A 15,501-nucleotide genomic window follows, 5' to 3' on the forward strand; every position below is an offset into this window, starting at 1 on the left:
TGCGCCGTCAAATCAAAATACAAACAATATTATGAGATTAAAATTTTTAGCTCCTGCGCTTATCGCAGGAATGACGGTGCTTACTACTTCTTGTAGTAAAGACGACAATCCGACCCCTATACCTTCTACTGCTAAAGAAGTTAAAGAATTAAATGTTTCTTCACAAACAGAGTGGGTGTATTTTTCTTTTTCAGAAGGGAAACAAGTAGAGGTAACCAATCCTCGCACAAGTGATAATTGGGATATCGCTTTCAATCGTTATAACGTAAAAACTAATGGTGGCACTTCAGGTATTGGAGGTGTGGAAGTAGCCAATACAGGAAGTAAAGATTTTGCTACTGTTACTCAATACCCTGGCATAGGATATGAGAAAGACATATTAGTAACTTCTTATGGGCGTCCACAACCAGGACAAACAACTCCTACTACTACAACTATCTCAGTTAATCCTGCCATTACAGGTACAGTACAAAGCCCTGACCCTAAAGGTTTTTATAATTATATGCCTCCTACACCAGGAAGCAATACTCCTCATATTACACTTACCAAATATGTATATGTAGTAAAAACAGTAAAAGGAAAGTATGTAAAATTGCAAATTACTGAGTATACTAACGCTAAGGGTGAATTAGGTTATCTTACTTTTAAATATGATACTCTTACCTCACAAGCTCCAGTAGAAAAAGTAAACCTTACTTTTACCAAAGCAGTTGGAGAAGTACAATTAGATGCTACTGCCGATTGGCAATACTTTTCATTGGCAACAGGAGCTGTAGTAAGCGTTACCACTCCAGAAACTGATATTACTTGGGATATAGCTTTCAAAGGTTATTATGTAAAGCTCAATGGTGGTGTGAATGGTAAAGGAAAAGGAGAAGCTCTTAAAACAGAATCAAAAGATTTTGATGCTGTAAAAGAAACTGTAGTAGTAGGTTTTGAAAAAGACAAAGAAGTAACTTTTACTGGTAGAAACAGCTCTACTAAAGTAAACGTTTCACCAGTACTTACAGGAGGCTTTGGTTCTACAACAGGTACTATAAACATCAGTCCTAGCAATATAAACAAATGGGGAGATGTTTACGCTCCTAATGAATGGGTATACATTATCAAAACAGCTGATGGTAAATACGCTAAAGTGCAAGTAACTGATTTTTATAAGGAAGTAAACAGCAAAAAAGCAGCTAATTATCCTAAACTTAAATATCAATTGAGTGATACTCAAAGCAAATAATAAAGATTATGAAAGTTAGATTATTAGTATCAGTTTTAGCTATAGCCCTTATTTTTGCCTCTTGCAGTAAGGACAATGATAGCAAAGAAGAGAAAAAAATCTCAAAAGGAACACAAGTGAAGAACTTGTACACTTTCAACAAAGATAATTGGGTATACTTTTCTTTTAAAAAAGGAGTCATAACTATTCAAGATCCTGAAAATAGCTTAGATTGGGATATAGCTTTTTTTGCTCATTATCTCAAAACTAATGGTGGTGTATCAGGTAAAGGAGAAGGAGGAGCTATAAAAACTGACTCTAACGACTTTGACGCTGTTACTTCTGCTCCTACTGAAGGTTATACACAAGATGTAAAAGGTACAATGTCTTATGGATCTTATCCTAATCTAACAGAAAAAAAAGGTACTTTTTCTCCAATTGTATCTGGAGATTTTGAAACAAAAACAGGTTATGTTTCTCTTTCACCCAACAATATAGGAAAATGGCCAAGTGTGTATGCTCCTACAAAGTATGTTTACATAATTAAAACTGCAAAAGGAGAATACGTTAAATTTCAAGTTACCGATTTTTATAACGATGGAGCTAAACCTAACTACGTTACTCTTAGCTATCTAATTAGCAAGGATGGTAAGTTTTAAGCCTAAACAATAATCACACTGAGGCTGTCTTGATATAGGCAGCCTCTTTCGTCTAAATTAAATTATCAATATGCGAAAGATTTTTATCACTGCTTTTATTTCATTATTCTACTCGCTATCTACTCTTGCTCAAAACGACAAGAAGGAAGATGAACCTATAAAACTCAATGAAATAATTGTAACGGCTACACGCGCTCAAAAGAACTTAAAAAACGTACCTATCACCGTACAAGTAGTTACCGCTGAAGATATTCGCAAATCGCAAGCTACCGACTTTCAATCGTTTTTAGAAACGGAATTTGCAGGTATCAACTTTACTTACGATGGAGGTATGCCCAATATTAATATGATGGGATTTGGAGGTAAATATGTGCTCTTTTTAATGGACGGCGAGCGTATGGCAGGAGAAACTTTTGACAATATTGACTATAATCGCATTGACTTGGATAATATTGAGCGTATTGAAATCATCAAAGGGGCTTCTTCCTCTCTTTATGGCTCGAATGCGCTAGGAGGGGTGATTAATATTATTACCAAAAATGCTAAGAAACCTTTTGAAGGTAGCGCGAGTTATCAGTACGAGAGCATCAAAAGTCATAAAGCGAATGTAGGCTTGGGGAGCAAGCAAAAATGGGGTAGTATCCGCCTGACATCTTTTTACAATTTCCGCGAACCTTATGTTTTGGAAGACAGCGAACCATTAACTGTTCATAAGAATGGTACAGCTGTTACCTCTGAAAAAGGAGAACTCAATATTGCGGGGTTTACTACTTATGGAGTTACCCCTAAACTTACTTTCAACTTATCACCTAAAATAGACCTTGCCCTTACACCTAACTACTACTTCAGCGAACGCAATCAAGGGACAGAATCTTCAAGGAAACTACGTGATAGATACTATAACTACACTTTATCGGCTAAATCTAACATTGCACTCACTGAGAGCAAAAAAATAAGCCTATCGGGAGCTTTTGACCGTTACGACAAGTTTAACTACTTCCCGTTATTAAAAGAAAAAGAAAAGAACTATGAAAACACCATATGGCGTGCAGGAATGCAATACAACCAATCGCTATGGGAAAAACATTCGTTAGTAGCAGGAGCAGAAATATTTTCAGATGAACTGCTCAGTTTCCGTTTTGATAATACAGGTACTGAAGCCAAAGAAAACGCACAAAACTACACTGCTTTCACCCAACAAGAATGGGCACCCTCACCTGCTTTCACCTTGGTAACTGGGGCACGTATAGATTATCATTCACTTTTTAAAGAACACTTTACCTATCGTTTGTCAGGGATGTTTAAGGTAGAGCAGTTTACTTTTAGAGGAGGTTTTTCCACAGGTTTCCGGTCGCCTACCTTGAAAGAACTCTACACTAATTGGTTTCACCCTTGGGGGGGTGGCTTCCAAATAATGGGTAACAAAGACCTTAAACCTGAAACCAGTAATAACCTTAACCTTTCAGTAGATTTCGACAGCAAGAAGGTGAATATTACCGCAATGACGCAACTCTCTTCGGTAAGAGATAAAATAGCCTTCCGCTGGACGGCTGCCAGCGATACTATTCGTTATGTAAATTTTAATGGCAATACTGAGATTGTAAGCTCTGAGATATCGGCGACTTATCACCCTACAAAAGCTTTTCGCTTTAAAGGTTCGTATGCGTACTACTACATTAGCAATAGTACAGGTGAAAACCGCCCGCATACTTTCACTGTAAAAGCTGAATATATTCCTAAGCGTGATGCCCTCTATATTCCTAACGTTGTGTTGAGTGGCAAATACGTAAGTGCTACCCGCATTCACGATACCGATAGTAACAACAATGAGCTCTATACCTATTATGAACCTTATAGTATATGGCATTTGCAACTATTCTCTAAACTTCCCTACCACCTCACCTTCACAGCAGGTATTGACAATCTTTTCGATTATGTAACTAAAACTACGAGTTTCTACTCCAGCATTTCTCCGGGGAGAACTTATCTGATAGGATTGAAGTGGACCTATTGATTTTCAAAAATAAGTTGGGTTAGAGGTAAGAATTTGTATAAATTTTCATTCTCCTCTGTTTTTTCACTCAAAATAACTCCATCTTTTTTTCGAAATATATCAGAAGAATTCGGAAGGAGAAAATTAGGTGAAGAGTATAAGATAAGAGGTAAAGTGGGTATGGTTAGCTTATAGGAAGCTTATAGGAAGCTTATACGAATCTTGGACGATTGGTATAGAAAGGGTATATAAGTAGTTGATTTATACTATAATACAACAATGCCAAAAATGTTAAAAACAGGGTTACGAGGCGAAAGTAAGAGAAAGATAAAATCCTCTTAACACGCATTTACTCGGCAGTTATTGAGAAACTCTCCTAAAAAGAGGGGGCGTAGCGATGCAAAGGTAAAGGCAAAAATAAGGTAAAAGTGGAGGAGATTTGTAATTTTTACAAATTTGTTAGTTCATAATTATTTTATACCTTTGCACCAAAACTAAAAATAAAATGATGTCAGAAGCTTCTTTTTCAGCATTTATACAGACTATCCTTATTATCATATTAGTGTTTTGGGGACTGAGAATCCTCCTGAGAATATTGGCTCCTTATATGATGCGTTTTTTCATAAACAAGGTAAGTGAAAGAATGCAAAAAGAATTCGAGCGTACCCAAAATCAGTACCAACAAAATGCTTATGGGCAAAATCGCTCAGAAGAGAAGGAAGGCAAACAAACTATTATAAATAAGAATTCTCATTCTAAAAACCCTGAAGCTACCAAGCAAGTGGGTGAGTATATAGATTACGAGGAAGTTTGATTTAAGTAAGAGATAAAAGGTAAAAAATAACCAAATGAAAAAAATAGTCCCTCACGTTGTAGTAATAGCGCTATTTGCTGTAATAGCGCTTGCTTTCTTTTATCCTGTATTACAGGGAAAAGGTATCTTCCAAAGCGATATTGTTCAGTATACCGGTATGGCGAAGGAGCGCAATGATTACCGTCAAACAGAAAACAAAGAGACATATTGGACAAACAGCGCTTTTGGTGGTATGCCTACCTATCAGTTAGGGGCACAATATCCTAATGATTTTGTAAAGCAGCTAGACAGAACGTTACGCTTTTTACCTCGTCCTGCCGATTATCTCTTCTTGTACTTTATAGGCTTTTACGTCCTACTTTTGGTGCTAAAAGTGGATTACAAGAATGCTTTCTTGGGGGCTATTGCCTTTGGTCTTTCTACTTACTTGATTATTATTTTAGGGGCAGGGCATAATGCCAAAGCACACGCCATTGCTTATTTTGCTCCTTTATTAGCGGGTATCTTATTGGTATTTCAGCGGAAATACCTTTGGGGAGGATTACTCACAGCAGTAGCGCTGGCGTTAGAAATCTGCGCTAATCACTTCCAGATGACGTATTACCTGCTTTTATTGGTATTGCTCTTAGGCGTAGGCTTCCTTTATAAAGCTATCAAAGAGAAACAACTCAAAGATTTTGCAAAAGCTATGGCAGTACTACTTGGGGCTGTAGTGGTGAGTGTACTGGCAAATGCTACTTTACTGCTCACGACTCGCGAATACGCCGATTGGAGTACCCGTAGTAAATCGACACTTACCATTACTCCTGATGGGACTCCGAAAGAGCAGAACAGCGGTCTATCAAAAGAATATATCACCGAATATAGTTATGGCATCAGTGAATCACTAAACCTTATCGTGCCTCGTCTTTTTGGAGGTTCTAACCACGAAAACTTAGGAGAAAACTCTAAGACGTATCAGTATTTGGTACAATTGGGGGTACCCCCTATGCAGGCATTACAAGAAACACAACGTTTACCCACTTACTGGGGCGACCAACCCATCGTGGCTGCCCCTGCCTATATAGGAGCTGTGGTGTTCTTCCTATTTGTCTTAGCACTTTTTGTAGTAAAAGGTAGAATTAAATGGTGGCTTTTAACGGGCTCAGTAATGGCACTCGTACTTTCGTGGGGCAAGAACTTCGGACTGCTCACTGATTTTATGATAGACTACTTTCCGTTATACAATAAGTTTAGAGCGGTATCGTCTATACAAGTAATTTTAGAACTCTGCGTGCCTATATTGGCGATAGTAGGGTTACAACAGTTCTTAAAAACACCTGAAGAGGAGCGCAAAAAATACTTGCTTTACAGTCTTTATATTTGTTTAGGGGTAATGTTATTGCTTTTCTTAGGAAAAGGATTCTTTGATTTCCAAAGCGCAAACGATGTGTATTACGGCAACAGAGAGATTGTGCAAATGATAGTGGAAGACCGCAAAAGTATTTATACTGCTGATTTGCTGAGAAGCACCGTACTTATACTACTCACGGCTTTGGCTTTGGTGCTTTATCAGTACAACAAAATTCCTCTTAGGGGAATGCAAATAGCACTCTTAGCATTGCTTTTCTTTGATTTGGGAGGAGTAGCCAAACGCTATGTAAACAAAGACAATTTTGTAGATAAATACCTAATAGAAAATCCTTTTGAGGCAACTCCTGCTGATATGGCGATTCTTCAAGACAAGAGCTATTATCGCGTATACGAACCTCAAGTGGGTATCAACGGTGCACGTACTTCGTTTTTTCACCATTCGATTGGAGGCTATCACGCAGCGAAACCCAAGCGCTTGCAAGAGCTCTTCGATTACCAAATAGCCAAAGGAAATATGGAAGTGCTCAATATGCTGAATGTGAAATATATACTTTTGCGCAACCAAGAAGGAGAAATACAACCAATGCACAACGAAGATGCCTTAGGTAATGCGTGGTTTATAAAGCAACTTAGCTTAAAAAACAGCGATAATGAGGTAATGAAAGCTTTAAAAGAGTTTCACCCTTCCGAAGAGGCTTTAGCAACGCTCAAAGATTTGAAAACAAACCTTCCATCACAATACACTGTGGATAGCACGGCTACGATTGCACTAAAACATATGCGTCCTGATGAATTAAGTTACGAAAGTAACAATTCTCACGAGGGCTTTGCGGTTTTCTCGGAGATGTACTACCCTCACGGCTGGAAAGCGACTATTGATGGCAAAGAGGCGCCTATCTATCGCGTAGATTACACTTTACGAGGAATGTCTGTACCCGCAGGAAAACACGAGATACGCTTTGCTTTTGACCCCGAAGTAGTAAAAACAGGTAGTAGATTAAGTCTTGTAGGGTGTATTTTATTGCTTTTATGGCTTGCAGGAGGTATTTTTGTACAATTTAAAAAATGAAAACACTTTTTACTACTATTGGACTACTGCTAATCAGTGTTATTCACGCTCAAGATTTTATAGGCAAAGAATGGCGCATTGATAATTTTTTAGGGGAGTTTCCTGACGTGACCGATGTATATTTCCTAAAAACACCCGAGAGTAAATATACTTTTGGCGACCGTATTCTCTTCAATTCAGATGGTACTTTCTCCTCCTGGTTAGTAACCGAATGTGGTAATACCTGCTCTTCTCCTACTATAGGAACTTATCAAGCGGTAGGCAAGTATTTATCTATTCAGGTAGAGAAAATGGAAAAACGAGGGGTGGAATGTGATAGTATTCCTATAAAGCTCAATCTTAATCTCGGTAGTTATTATCTCCACAAAATCTCCAACGATGAATACTACCTCATTAAAAGTACTGGTAATTTTGCTACCGACAAACAGAAACTAAATGACGTAGCCGCTTTAGTGCGCTTTATCAAAATTTATGATACACGAGGTAAATCGCCTAATCCTTCTTTCCAACTGAAAAGTGATATTCCTAAAGATGAGCGCATTGGCAAATTCGTACGCAAACTATTCCATCTCACTACTTATGAAATTCTCAAAGGCTTCCCTGACAACCATAGTACTCATTACCTTGTAAAAGATCTTAAAACTAACACCTATTACTACTTACGAGAGGAATATTTTAGCAATAAAGTTACTGTTTACTACTTTACTGAAAAAGACTTAAAACAACGTGCTAAAGAATTGAAAAAGCAACGATAAATAAGGGAAGGAGAAAAGACAAAAGAGGTACCTAACAGAAGAAGCGAGAACCAAAGTAAAACTTAAAAAATAAATAGTTCTCAAAACTACTTTATATAAAAAAAACAAAAAGGAGCTACAATAATGTAGCTCCTTTTATTGTACCTGAGGAGGGAATCGAACCCTCACTCCGAAGAACACGAGTTTGAGTCGTGCGCGTCTACCAATTCCGCCACTCAGGCCCTTTTTAATTCGGGTGCAAAAGTACATAAGTTTTTTAAATATACAAAAAAAACGAGTAGTTTTTTACAAAATAATTTATAACAACCTATACTTCAATAGTAACTGCTTTGTTTTTTACAAGGCTACCTTCCTCAAAAAAGAAGTCTATTCTTCCCAAATTAATACCATAACAACCTACTTGATTTACCAAAGTAGTTTTTCCTCTCTTATTTGTAACCAAAGTAGGGCGAGGTAAAAAAGTATGTGTATGACCTCCTATAATTAAATCGATATAAGAGGTTTGAGCAGCTACTTTTAAATCGGAGACCTTAGGACTATTTTTGTAATCATATCCTAAGTGAGACAGACAGAGTATTAAGTCACAATGTTCTTCATTATGAAGTTTGCGTTCCATATCTTGTGCTATCTCTATAGGGTTCAGATAAACTGTTTCGCCGTATTGTTTTTTATTTACCAAACCTTCCAATTCAACACCCAGACCAAAGACTCCTATTTTAATACCATCTACCATATAAATTTTATAGGGGTTTGTATACCCATTGAGAAGCGTTTTACTTACATCGTAATTAGAAATGATAAAATCAAACTTGGCGTGAGGAAGCTGTGCAAAAAGCCCCTCTACTCCATTGTCAAAATCGTGATTCCCTAAGGTAGCAGCATCGTATTTAAGCATTGACATTAGCTTAAACTCTAACTCACCTCCATAGAAATTAAAATAAGGAGTGCCTTGAAAAATATCCCCTGCATCGAAAAGCAAAGTATGAGGATTTTCTTTACGTATTTGGTCGATGAGATATGCCCTACGTGCTATTCCTCCTTTATTAGGGTTATGAGGGTCAGTAATAGGAAAAGGGTCGATGTGACTGTGTACGTCGTTTGTATGCAAAATAGTAATTTGTTTTGCATTGCTTGGCTTCATTGATAGCGATAGACCTCCTACCCCCATTAGCAAAGATGAAGCTCCTATGTTTTTAATAAAAGTACGTCTTTTCATAATCGTATTATAATTTATATTCAAATCGGTTATCTTTTTTAGCGTCTAATACGTCTATTTTTTTGAAATAGTCAATCAGTACATTGCGAAGTTTATAATCTGTTTCATCTACTTTTAAAGAATTTTCGAAGAAGTACATCGCATCTCCCCCATTCATTAAATAATCGGAAGTAGCGACTATATAAGTAGCTTTAGAATCGAAAGGTTTCCCGTTGATATTGAAGTGAACCACCTTACCATCTTTGGTGATTTGCAAATCTATTTGCTTTGACAGAGGGTGAGGTTTTCGCTCTTTAATCAGATAGTTAAGAAGCTCTTGTACTTTTTCTCCTGACATTGTAAGTACTACTACTTTATTCTCAAAAGGCATTATATCATAAACTGAACCTACTGTAACATCTCCCTTAGGCAAATCGGAACGAATACCTCCCCAGTTGAGCATTACAAAGTCGATATCCTTACCTGTACGTTTTTTGTAAAGAGGATTTACAATTTCGAAGGTAGCATCAGCCATAAAATTACCAATGGCGGTATTTAACGCTTTTTCGTTTCTATCTTTCACCAAATCGGCTGGGTTTTGAGCTAAGACGGTAGACATCTCAGAGGATATGTGTTCGCGATATGGTGCGATAAATTTTTCTATTTCAGCTTTTTGTGAAATAGTATCGGTAATAGGAATGTTTATAGCTTTTACTCTTGTAAGCTGCGTTTTAGACGAAGAGCAAGAGGCTAAAAATCCTATTGTTACAAGCAATACAAAAAAATAATGCTTCATTACATCAAACTTTTTCATAAATATATTTCTATTTTAAAAATTATTTTTACCTTTGCAATCACACGCAAAATTACAATATATTTTGGACATCGTAAAAAATTATAACATAAAAAATAAAATTCGGAAGAATTTTAAAGCCTTACAAAGTTATAACAAAAGGTTAGACAACAACTTAGCAAAAGTTGGTTGCATTGTGGATATGGATGTAGTGAAGAATGTAGACCCCTTATTGGAGCTTATAAAATACTATTCCATTCGCCCTGAGAACTATATTGTCTTAGGATATAAGCGTGAATCAGAAGAAACTCACGCTAATGGAACTCCTTTTCTGATTGATAAGGAAATTAATTGGCAAGGAAAGATTAGGAATTACCACGCCGATAGATTAGCTGAACAAGAGTATGACTTGCTCATTAATTATTTTAGTGAGCCTAAATTGCCTTTGTTGCTATTGTCTTCATCTATCAAAGCTAAATTAAGAGCTGGTTTTGAAGGAATAGGGCTACAGTACAACGATATTGTGATAGCTTGTTCTCCTGCTGATGAAAAGGTTTTTGCTAATGAATTAAAAAAAATATTAGAAACCATTATTCGCAAATAAAAAAATTATGACAAAACAACTAAGAGGAACTGGTGTGGCTCTTATCACACCTTTCACAGCTGAGAAGCGGGTGGATACTAAGGCTCTTACCCGTATAGTAGAATATGTAACTGATGGTGGAGTAGATTTCATTGTAGTTTTAGGAACTACCAGCGAAGCTCCTACTCTCAGTAAGGAAGAAAAGGCTCTTGTGCGAGAGACTATTATCAAGGCTAATAAAAAGCATTTACCCTTAGTATTAGGTATTGGGGGCAATAATACCCAAAGTGTTATTGAGGAAATCAAGAGTACGGATTTAACCCCTTTTGATGCGATTCTATCTGTAACGCCTTATTACAATAAACCTTCGCAAAATGGTTTATATGCACACTTTGCAGCAATAGCCAAAGAGAGTCCTTTACCTATTATTTTATATAATGTACCTGGGCGGACAGGGGTATGTATGACCACTGAAACCATATTGAGATTGGCTAATGACTTTAAGAATATTATAGCTGTAAAAGAAGCTTCTGGCAATTTAGTGTTAGATATGAATATCTTAAAAGATATGCCTAAACATTTCACTTTTTTATCAGGAGATGATACTACAACTCTTCCGTCAGTATATATGGGTGGTAGTGGAGCGATTTCGGTGATTGGGATTGCTTTCCCTAAGGAATTTTCTGAGATGGTACGATTAGGGTTAAACGGTAATACTTCTAAAGCCAATGCTTTGCAATACGAATTGTTACCTATGATGGCTTTAGCTTTTAAAGAAGGAAACCCCACAGGAATTAAAGCTATTTTAGCTGCTCAAGGCTTATGTGAGCCCTATGTGCGTTTGCCTTTGGTAGAGGCTTCAGATAGTTTAAAAGAAGAAATAAGAAAAGCTTTAAAATAAAGGGCATTAAAATAAGTGACAAATAAAAAAAGCGGTTTGAAAGCTAACTTTCAAACCGCTTTATATCTTTCAACTGTTCGTTATCAAGATCGTAGATATCATTCTTTATAGTTGCTTCGCCTTTCTTATCTACCGATATGGTGTAGTACAGAATATTAATCATATATTTTGTATTGAGTTTTACACGATACTGATTGCGCTTATTATTGTTCATAAAGTCTTTGACTTTCTCTTCTGTCCAAGACTTTCCATCACCTTCATTCTTCAGTAGATAATAGGCTAATTGCGAAGGATTTTGCACGCGTACACAGCCGTGACTAAGTGCACGTTGCTCACGTTCGAACAAATACTTCGATGGTGTATCGTGCAAATATATACTCATATTATTATTGAGCAGGAACTTCACTAAGCCCAATGAGTTGCGCTCGGAGGGAGCTTCTACAAAATAAAAAGCACGTTTATGCACTAATGGATTCGTCCAATCTACCTCTAAGGGGTCTATCACCTTGCCATTTTCATACATAGTATAACCTCTATTTTTGTATCTTTCGGGGTCTTCTTGCAATAGCATTTGAGGAATCATTTCCTTTCTGATAATACTCTGAGGCACCGACCACGTAGGGCGAAATTCTACTGAACGAATAGAATCGGTGAAAATGGGAGTTGAGCTTTGAGCTCGCCCTACCACTACTTTGGTTTGATATATTAATGAGTCCTTATGATATAAAAAAAGTTTATAATCAGGAATATTCACAATTATATAATCATCACCTAAATCATTATTAAAAACACGCATACGCTCCATATTGAGCCTAAGTAAATCGCGCTGGCGTGCTTTATTCATATTCAGACGATTGAGTGTTTGGATACCTAAGGAACCATCGGGAGTAAGCCCATTACTGCGCTGAAATCTTTTCAATGCCCATATAAGGGTACTATCTACTTCCTGAGGGTCGATTTTGGGAACTGACCCAAAGCCTTTTTTAGCTAAGGCATTGCGCAAGCTCTCAACCTCAGGATCGGTATACCCGTAAACAAAGTTTTTAGGGTCTGAAAATTTAATGACACGGATAGTGTCAAGAGGCTGATTTTTGAGTTGTATATACTTATATTTCATTCGTCTATACTGTTCTCCTTTGGGATAAAGACTTGCTAATTTTGCTTCTAAATCATCGTTATCTCCCAAATGTAAGAGCATATCAATATTCCGATACTTATACTTTGGCTTTATCCACGTGTGTTTTCCATAGGCTCTTTTAGAAAAGCGACCAGAAGTAAGGTGCTTGGCAAAAAGCAAAAAAGAGGCGGTAATTTGTTTATCTAAATAAACCTTATAATCATTAGGAAGTTTATATTTATAGGCACTATCTACCACTTTTTTCAAAGCAGAACGCCTATAAGTTTCGGGGTTTAGACCATCTTCTTCAATACATTTTAAAGCTTCTATATATTGCGAAAAGATGCGAGAAGGGATATCTTCGAAGAGCCAACGAGTTTTTCCTCCATTTTCTGTATAATAACTATGGGTTTCGGACTGTATTCCTTTTCTATAAGTAGCATCAAGAACTGTAAGATTTTCAAATGAAGTTACAGAGGTATCTACTGCAATAGTAAGAGCCTCAGTATAAACCTCTTTACCAGCCTCATTTAATGAAGAATTGGGGTGAGAAGTAGTGGGAGTAGTTTTTCTACAGCTTTGTAAGGTGATAAAAATAGCTATTAAAACTGCAATTTTTATCTTTAAATCAATATGAATCATATTAAAAACATATTTTGGGTGCAAAGATAAGGATAATTAGGGAATTAGCAAATTTGGAAATTAGCAAATGATGGGGAGAAAATAGTTATTTGATTAGTCGGATGGGGGACGGAGCTTTCGGAAGGAAACGAAAAATATCAGAAGTACACTGAGAGTAATTTTGAAGAGAAAAGACTCTTGGGAGGGTATGCTTAGCTTATAGGAAGCTTATAGGAAGCTTATACGAATCTTGGACGATTGGTATAGAAAGGGTATATAAATAATTGATTAATAATATAATACAACAACACAAAAAATGCTAAAAACGAGGTTACGAGGCGAAAGAAAAGGTAAGGTGAGATATTGAAGAAATATGGAGAGACTCTAAAAAACTCGGAGGCAAAATATGCTTAGCTTATAGGAACCTTATACGGAATCTTGTACGATTATTATAGAACAGCCTTTTAAACTTCTATAAAATAAGGAGTTATATTATAGAAAAACAGCTTATTAACCGTATCAATACACTTTTTTAGCTGTTTAGTTTTTAGTTTCCACTTTTTTTCAGTACCTTTGCACGACTTTTTAAAATAGACAAAAATGTTTGATAATTTAAGTGATAAATTAGAGAAAGCCCTACATAACTTAAAGGGGCACGGTAAAATTACCGAAATAAACGTAGCTGAAACACTGAAAGAAGTGCGTCGTGCTTTGCTTGATGCCGACGTGAATTATAAGATAGCCAAAGATTTTACCAATAACGTAAAAGAAAAAGCCTTAGGACAACAAGTGCTCACTACCCTACAACCAGGGCAGTTAATGGTGAAGATTGTAAAAGATGAGCTCACCCAGCTGATGGGAGGTGATGCTGCTGGAGTGAACCTATCGGGGAATCCTACTGTTATATTGATGTCGGGGTTACAAGGTTCTGGTAAGACTACTTTCTCAGGGAAATTGGCTAACTACCTCAAAAATAAAAGAAATAAAAAACCATTGCTCGTAGCGTGCGACGTGTATCGTCCTGCTGCGATAGACCAATTACATATTGTAGGAGAGCAGGTGGGGGTACCTGTTTTTTCGGATAAAGGGAACAATAACCCTGTGGATATTGCCAAAAAAGGGGTGCAATACGCCAAAGAAAACCACTTGAACGTGGTGATTGTGGATACCGCAGGTCGGTTGGCAGTAGACGAGCAAATGATGACCGAAATATCGAATATCCACAAAGCACTGAACCCACAAGAAACCCTTTTTGTAGTAGATGCGATGACGGGGCAAGATGCTGTAAACACGGCTAAAGCCTTTAACGATGTGCTCAACTTCGATGGGGTTATCCTTACCAAACTCGATGGAGACACCCGTGGTGGGGCGGCTATCACTATTAAATCGGTAGTGAATAAACCTATCAAATTCGTAGGTACCGGCGAGAAAATGGACGCTATTGATGTGTTCTATCCTGACCGTATGGCTGACCGTATCCTCGGTATGGGCGACGTGGTATCATTAGTAGAACGCGCTCAAGAGCAGTTTGACGAAGAGCAAGCGCGTAAACTGCAAAAGAAAATTGCAAAAAACCAATTTGGGTTTGACGACTTTCTTGAACAAATACAGCAAATTAAGCGTATGGGTAGTATGAAAGACCTCCTTGGTATGCTCCCCGGTGTAGGCAAAGCAGTGAAAGACCTCGATATCAAAGACGACGCTTTCAAGCACATCGAAGCAATTATCCATTCGATGACTCCAAAAGAGCGCAATACGCCTGCTATCATAGATTTAAACCGCAAAAAACGAATTGCCAAAGGTAGCGGTCGCGATATTCAAGAGGTAAACCAACTAATGAAACAGTTCGAGCAAATGAGCAAGATGATGAAAATGATGCAAGGTGGCGGTGGCAGAAAGATGATGCAGATGATGCAGGGAATGAGAGGTTAGATAAAAGGTAAAAGGTAAAAAATACAAATATGTTACAAGAATTCATTGAAACTGTAGTAAAGAACAAAGAAGTGTTTTACCTAGAAGTAGACGAATCGTTTGCTATGTGTGGTTCGCAAGCCTTCTACATTGAGGAAACCAAAGAAGCTATTCCTGTAGCCCTCTTTTGGGAAGACGAAGATAAAGCAGTAGCTTGTAAAGCCGATGAATGGGCTAAAGGAATTGTAAAATCGGCTACCTTAGAAGAGTTTATTGAGATTTGCTTTGGAATGCAAGTAGAAACAATGGCAGTGGGTATTGGGTTCAACGCTGACCTATCAGGAGGAGAAGAACTCGTACCTGTTGATTTGATAAAAGCATTGATAAAAGAAATTGACAGAACGAAAACTGCGGTTACTTTTAGTGACTCGTTTGAATCATTAGCCCAAGTAAAACAACTTTTGAACCAAATAGAGCTTGACATCACCGATGAAGAAGCCCTTTAACCACTAAAAACACAATCAGTA

At 37.2% G+C, this 15,501-nt stretch carries 13 protein-coding genes and 1 tRNA gene; 10 read left to right on the top strand and 4 right to left on the bottom strand.

The genetic code is table 11. The features are described from left to right. Nucleotides 1-31 precede the first annotated feature (31 nt). The 6 genes from ACSQ7D_RS00290 to ACSQ7D_RS00315 all read left to right on the top strand — a co-directional run bounded on the left by ACSQ7D_RS00290 (nucleotide 32) and on the right by ACSQ7D_RS00315 (nucleotide 7,853). Nucleotides 32-1,231 (top strand): HmuY family protein, encoded by a 1,200-nt coding sequence (locus ACSQ7D_RS00290; RefSeq protein WP_437134956.1) that lies wholly within the window; start codon nucleotides 32-34, stop codon nucleotides 1,229-1,231. Between the two features lie 8 nt (nucleotides 1,232-1,239). Then, on the top strand, nucleotides 1,240-1,869 hold the full coding sequence (locus tag ACSQ7D_RS00295) for an HmuY family protein (protein WP_437134957.1): 630 nt from the start codon (nucleotides 1,240-1,242) through the stop codon (nucleotides 1,867-1,869). A 70-nt stretch (nucleotides 1,870-1,939) separates the two neighbouring features. Then, nucleotides 1,940-3,883, top strand: a complete 1,944-nt coding sequence (locus ACSQ7D_RS00300; RefSeq protein WP_437134958.1) for a TonB-dependent receptor plug domain-containing protein — start codon at nucleotides 1,940-1,942, stop codon at nucleotides 3,881-3,883. A 484-nt stretch (nucleotides 3,884-4,367) separates the two neighbouring features. Further along, a complete protein-coding gene (locus ACSQ7D_RS00305) occupies nucleotides 4,368-4,676 on the top strand; it encodes a DUF4834 family protein (RefSeq protein WP_323977604.1) in 309 nt (102 codons plus the stop codon). Between the two features lie 34 nt (nucleotides 4,677-4,710). Next, nucleotides 4,711-7,098, top strand: a complete 2,388-nt coding sequence (locus ACSQ7D_RS00310) for a YfhO family protein (RefSeq protein WP_437134959.1) — start codon at nucleotides 4,711-4,713, stop codon at nucleotides 7,096-7,098. Further along, complete coding sequence (locus ACSQ7D_RS00315) at nucleotides 7,095-7,853, top strand: hypothetical protein (protein ID WP_437134960.1); 759 nt, start codon at nucleotides 7,095-7,097, stop codon at nucleotides 7,851-7,853. The genes ACSQ7D_RS00310 and ACSQ7D_RS00315 overlap by 4 nt, the downstream gene beginning before the upstream one ends. A gap of 141 nt (nucleotides 7,854-7,994) precedes the next feature. Here the strand turns inward: ACSQ7D_RS00315 and ACSQ7D_RS00320 are convergent. The 3 genes from ACSQ7D_RS00320 to ACSQ7D_RS00330 form a co-directional block, all read right to left on the bottom strand. Then, nucleotides 7,995-8,074: transfer RNA gene (locus tag ACSQ7D_RS00320), tRNA-Leu, on the bottom strand. A gap of 86 nt (nucleotides 8,075-8,160) precedes the next feature. Then, complete coding sequence (locus ACSQ7D_RS00325; protein WP_437134961.1) at nucleotides 8,161-9,069, bottom strand: bifunctional metallophosphatase/5'-nucleotidase; 909 nt, start codon at nucleotides 9,067-9,069, stop codon at nucleotides 8,161-8,163. A gap of 7 nt (nucleotides 9,070-9,076) precedes the next feature. Then, nucleotides 9,077-9,862 (bottom strand): 5'-nucleotidase, encoded by a 786-nt coding sequence (locus ACSQ7D_RS00330; protein ID WP_315011245.1) that lies wholly within the window; start codon nucleotides 9,860-9,862, stop codon nucleotides 9,077-9,079. Nucleotides 9,863-9,926: 64 nt separating this feature from the next. On the opposite strand from ACSQ7D_RS00330, the gene ACSQ7D_RS00335 reads away from it, so the two are divergent. Both ACSQ7D_RS00335 and dapA read left to right on the top strand, forming a co-directional pair. Continuing rightward, complete coding sequence (locus ACSQ7D_RS00335; RefSeq protein ID WP_437134962.1) at nucleotides 9,927-10,445, top strand: DUF6913 domain-containing protein; 519 nt, start codon at nucleotides 9,927-9,929, stop codon at nucleotides 10,443-10,445. 7 nt (nucleotides 10,446-10,452) lie between these two features. Beyond that, on the top strand, nucleotides 10,453-11,325 hold the full coding sequence (dapA, locus tag ACSQ7D_RS00340; protein WP_437134963.1) for a 4-hydroxy-tetrahydrodipicolinate synthase: 873 nt from the start codon (nucleotides 10,453-10,455) through the stop codon (nucleotides 11,323-11,325). Nucleotides 11,326-11,368: 43 nt separating this feature from the next. Here dapA and ACSQ7D_RS00345 read toward each other — a convergent pair whose 3' ends face one another. Further along, nucleotides 11,369-13,084 carry a L,D-transpeptidase family protein gene (locus ACSQ7D_RS00345; RefSeq protein ID WP_437134964.1) on the bottom strand — a complete coding sequence of 572 codons (1,716 nt, stop codon included), beginning with the start codon at nucleotides 13,082-13,084 and terminating at the stop codon, nucleotides 11,369-11,371. Nucleotides 13,085-13,663: 579 nt separating this feature from the next. Here ACSQ7D_RS00345 and ffh point away from each other — a divergent pair. Both ffh and ACSQ7D_RS00355 read left to right on the top strand, forming a co-directional pair. Continuing rightward, a complete protein-coding gene (gene ffh, locus ACSQ7D_RS00350; RefSeq protein WP_009411396.1) occupies nucleotides 13,664-14,995 on the top strand; it encodes a signal recognition particle protein in 1,332 nt (443 codons plus the stop codon). Between the two features lie 29 nt (nucleotides 14,996-15,024). Further along, on the top strand, nucleotides 15,025-15,480 hold the full coding sequence (locus tag ACSQ7D_RS00355; RefSeq protein WP_437134965.1) for a DUF2750 domain-containing protein: 456 nt from the start codon (nucleotides 15,025-15,027) through the stop codon (nucleotides 15,478-15,480). Nucleotides 15,481-15,501: the final 21 nt, after the last annotated feature.

The organism is Capnocytophaga sp. G1920 (assembly GCF_051417515.1).

Excerpts from the sequence above, each read along its gene's own strand:
- ACSQ7D_RS00295 (WP_437134957.1), top strand. The coding sequence starts at position 1,240 with ATGAAAGTTAGATTATTAGTATCAGTTTTAGCTATAGCCCTTATTTTT.
- ACSQ7D_RS00345 (WP_437134964.1), bottom strand. The coding sequence starts at position 13,084 with ATGATTCATATTGATTTAAAGATAAAAATTGCAGTTTTAATAGCTATT.
- ACSQ7D_RS00300 (WP_437134958.1), top strand. The coding sequence starts at position 1,940 with ATGCGAAAGATTTTTATCACTGCTTTTATTTCATTATTCTACTCGCTA.
- dapA (WP_437134963.1), top strand. The coding sequence starts at position 10,453 with ATGACAAAACAACTAAGAGGAACTGGTGTGGCTCTTATCACACCTTTC.
- ACSQ7D_RS00325 (WP_437134961.1), bottom strand. The coding sequence starts at position 9,069 with ATGAAAAGACGTACTTTTATTAAAAACATAGGAGCTTCATCTTTGCTA.
- ACSQ7D_RS00290 (WP_437134956.1), top strand. The coding sequence starts at position 32 with ATGAGATTAAAATTTTTAGCTCCTGCGCTTATCGCAGGAATGACGGTG.
- ffh (WP_009411396.1), top strand. The coding sequence starts at position 13,664 with ATGTTTGATAATTTAAGTGATAAATTAGAGAAAGCCCTACATAACTTA.
- ACSQ7D_RS00305 (WP_323977604.1), top strand. The coding sequence starts at position 4,368 with ATGATGTCAGAAGCTTCTTTTTCAGCATTTATACAGACTATCCTTATT.
- ACSQ7D_RS00315 (WP_437134960.1), top strand. The coding sequence starts at position 7,095 with ATGAAAACACTTTTTACTACTATTGGACTACTGCTAATCAGTGTTATT.
- ACSQ7D_RS00330 (WP_315011245.1), bottom strand. The coding sequence starts at position 9,862 with ATGAAAAAGTTTGATGTAATGAAGCATTATTTTTTTGTATTGCTTGTA.
- ACSQ7D_RS00310 (WP_437134959.1), top strand. The coding sequence starts at position 4,711 with ATGAAAAAAATAGTCCCTCACGTTGTAGTAATAGCGCTATTTGCTGTA.
- ACSQ7D_RS00355 (WP_437134965.1), top strand. The coding sequence starts at position 15,025 with ATGTTACAAGAATTCATTGAAACTGTAGTAAAGAACAAAGAAGTGTTT.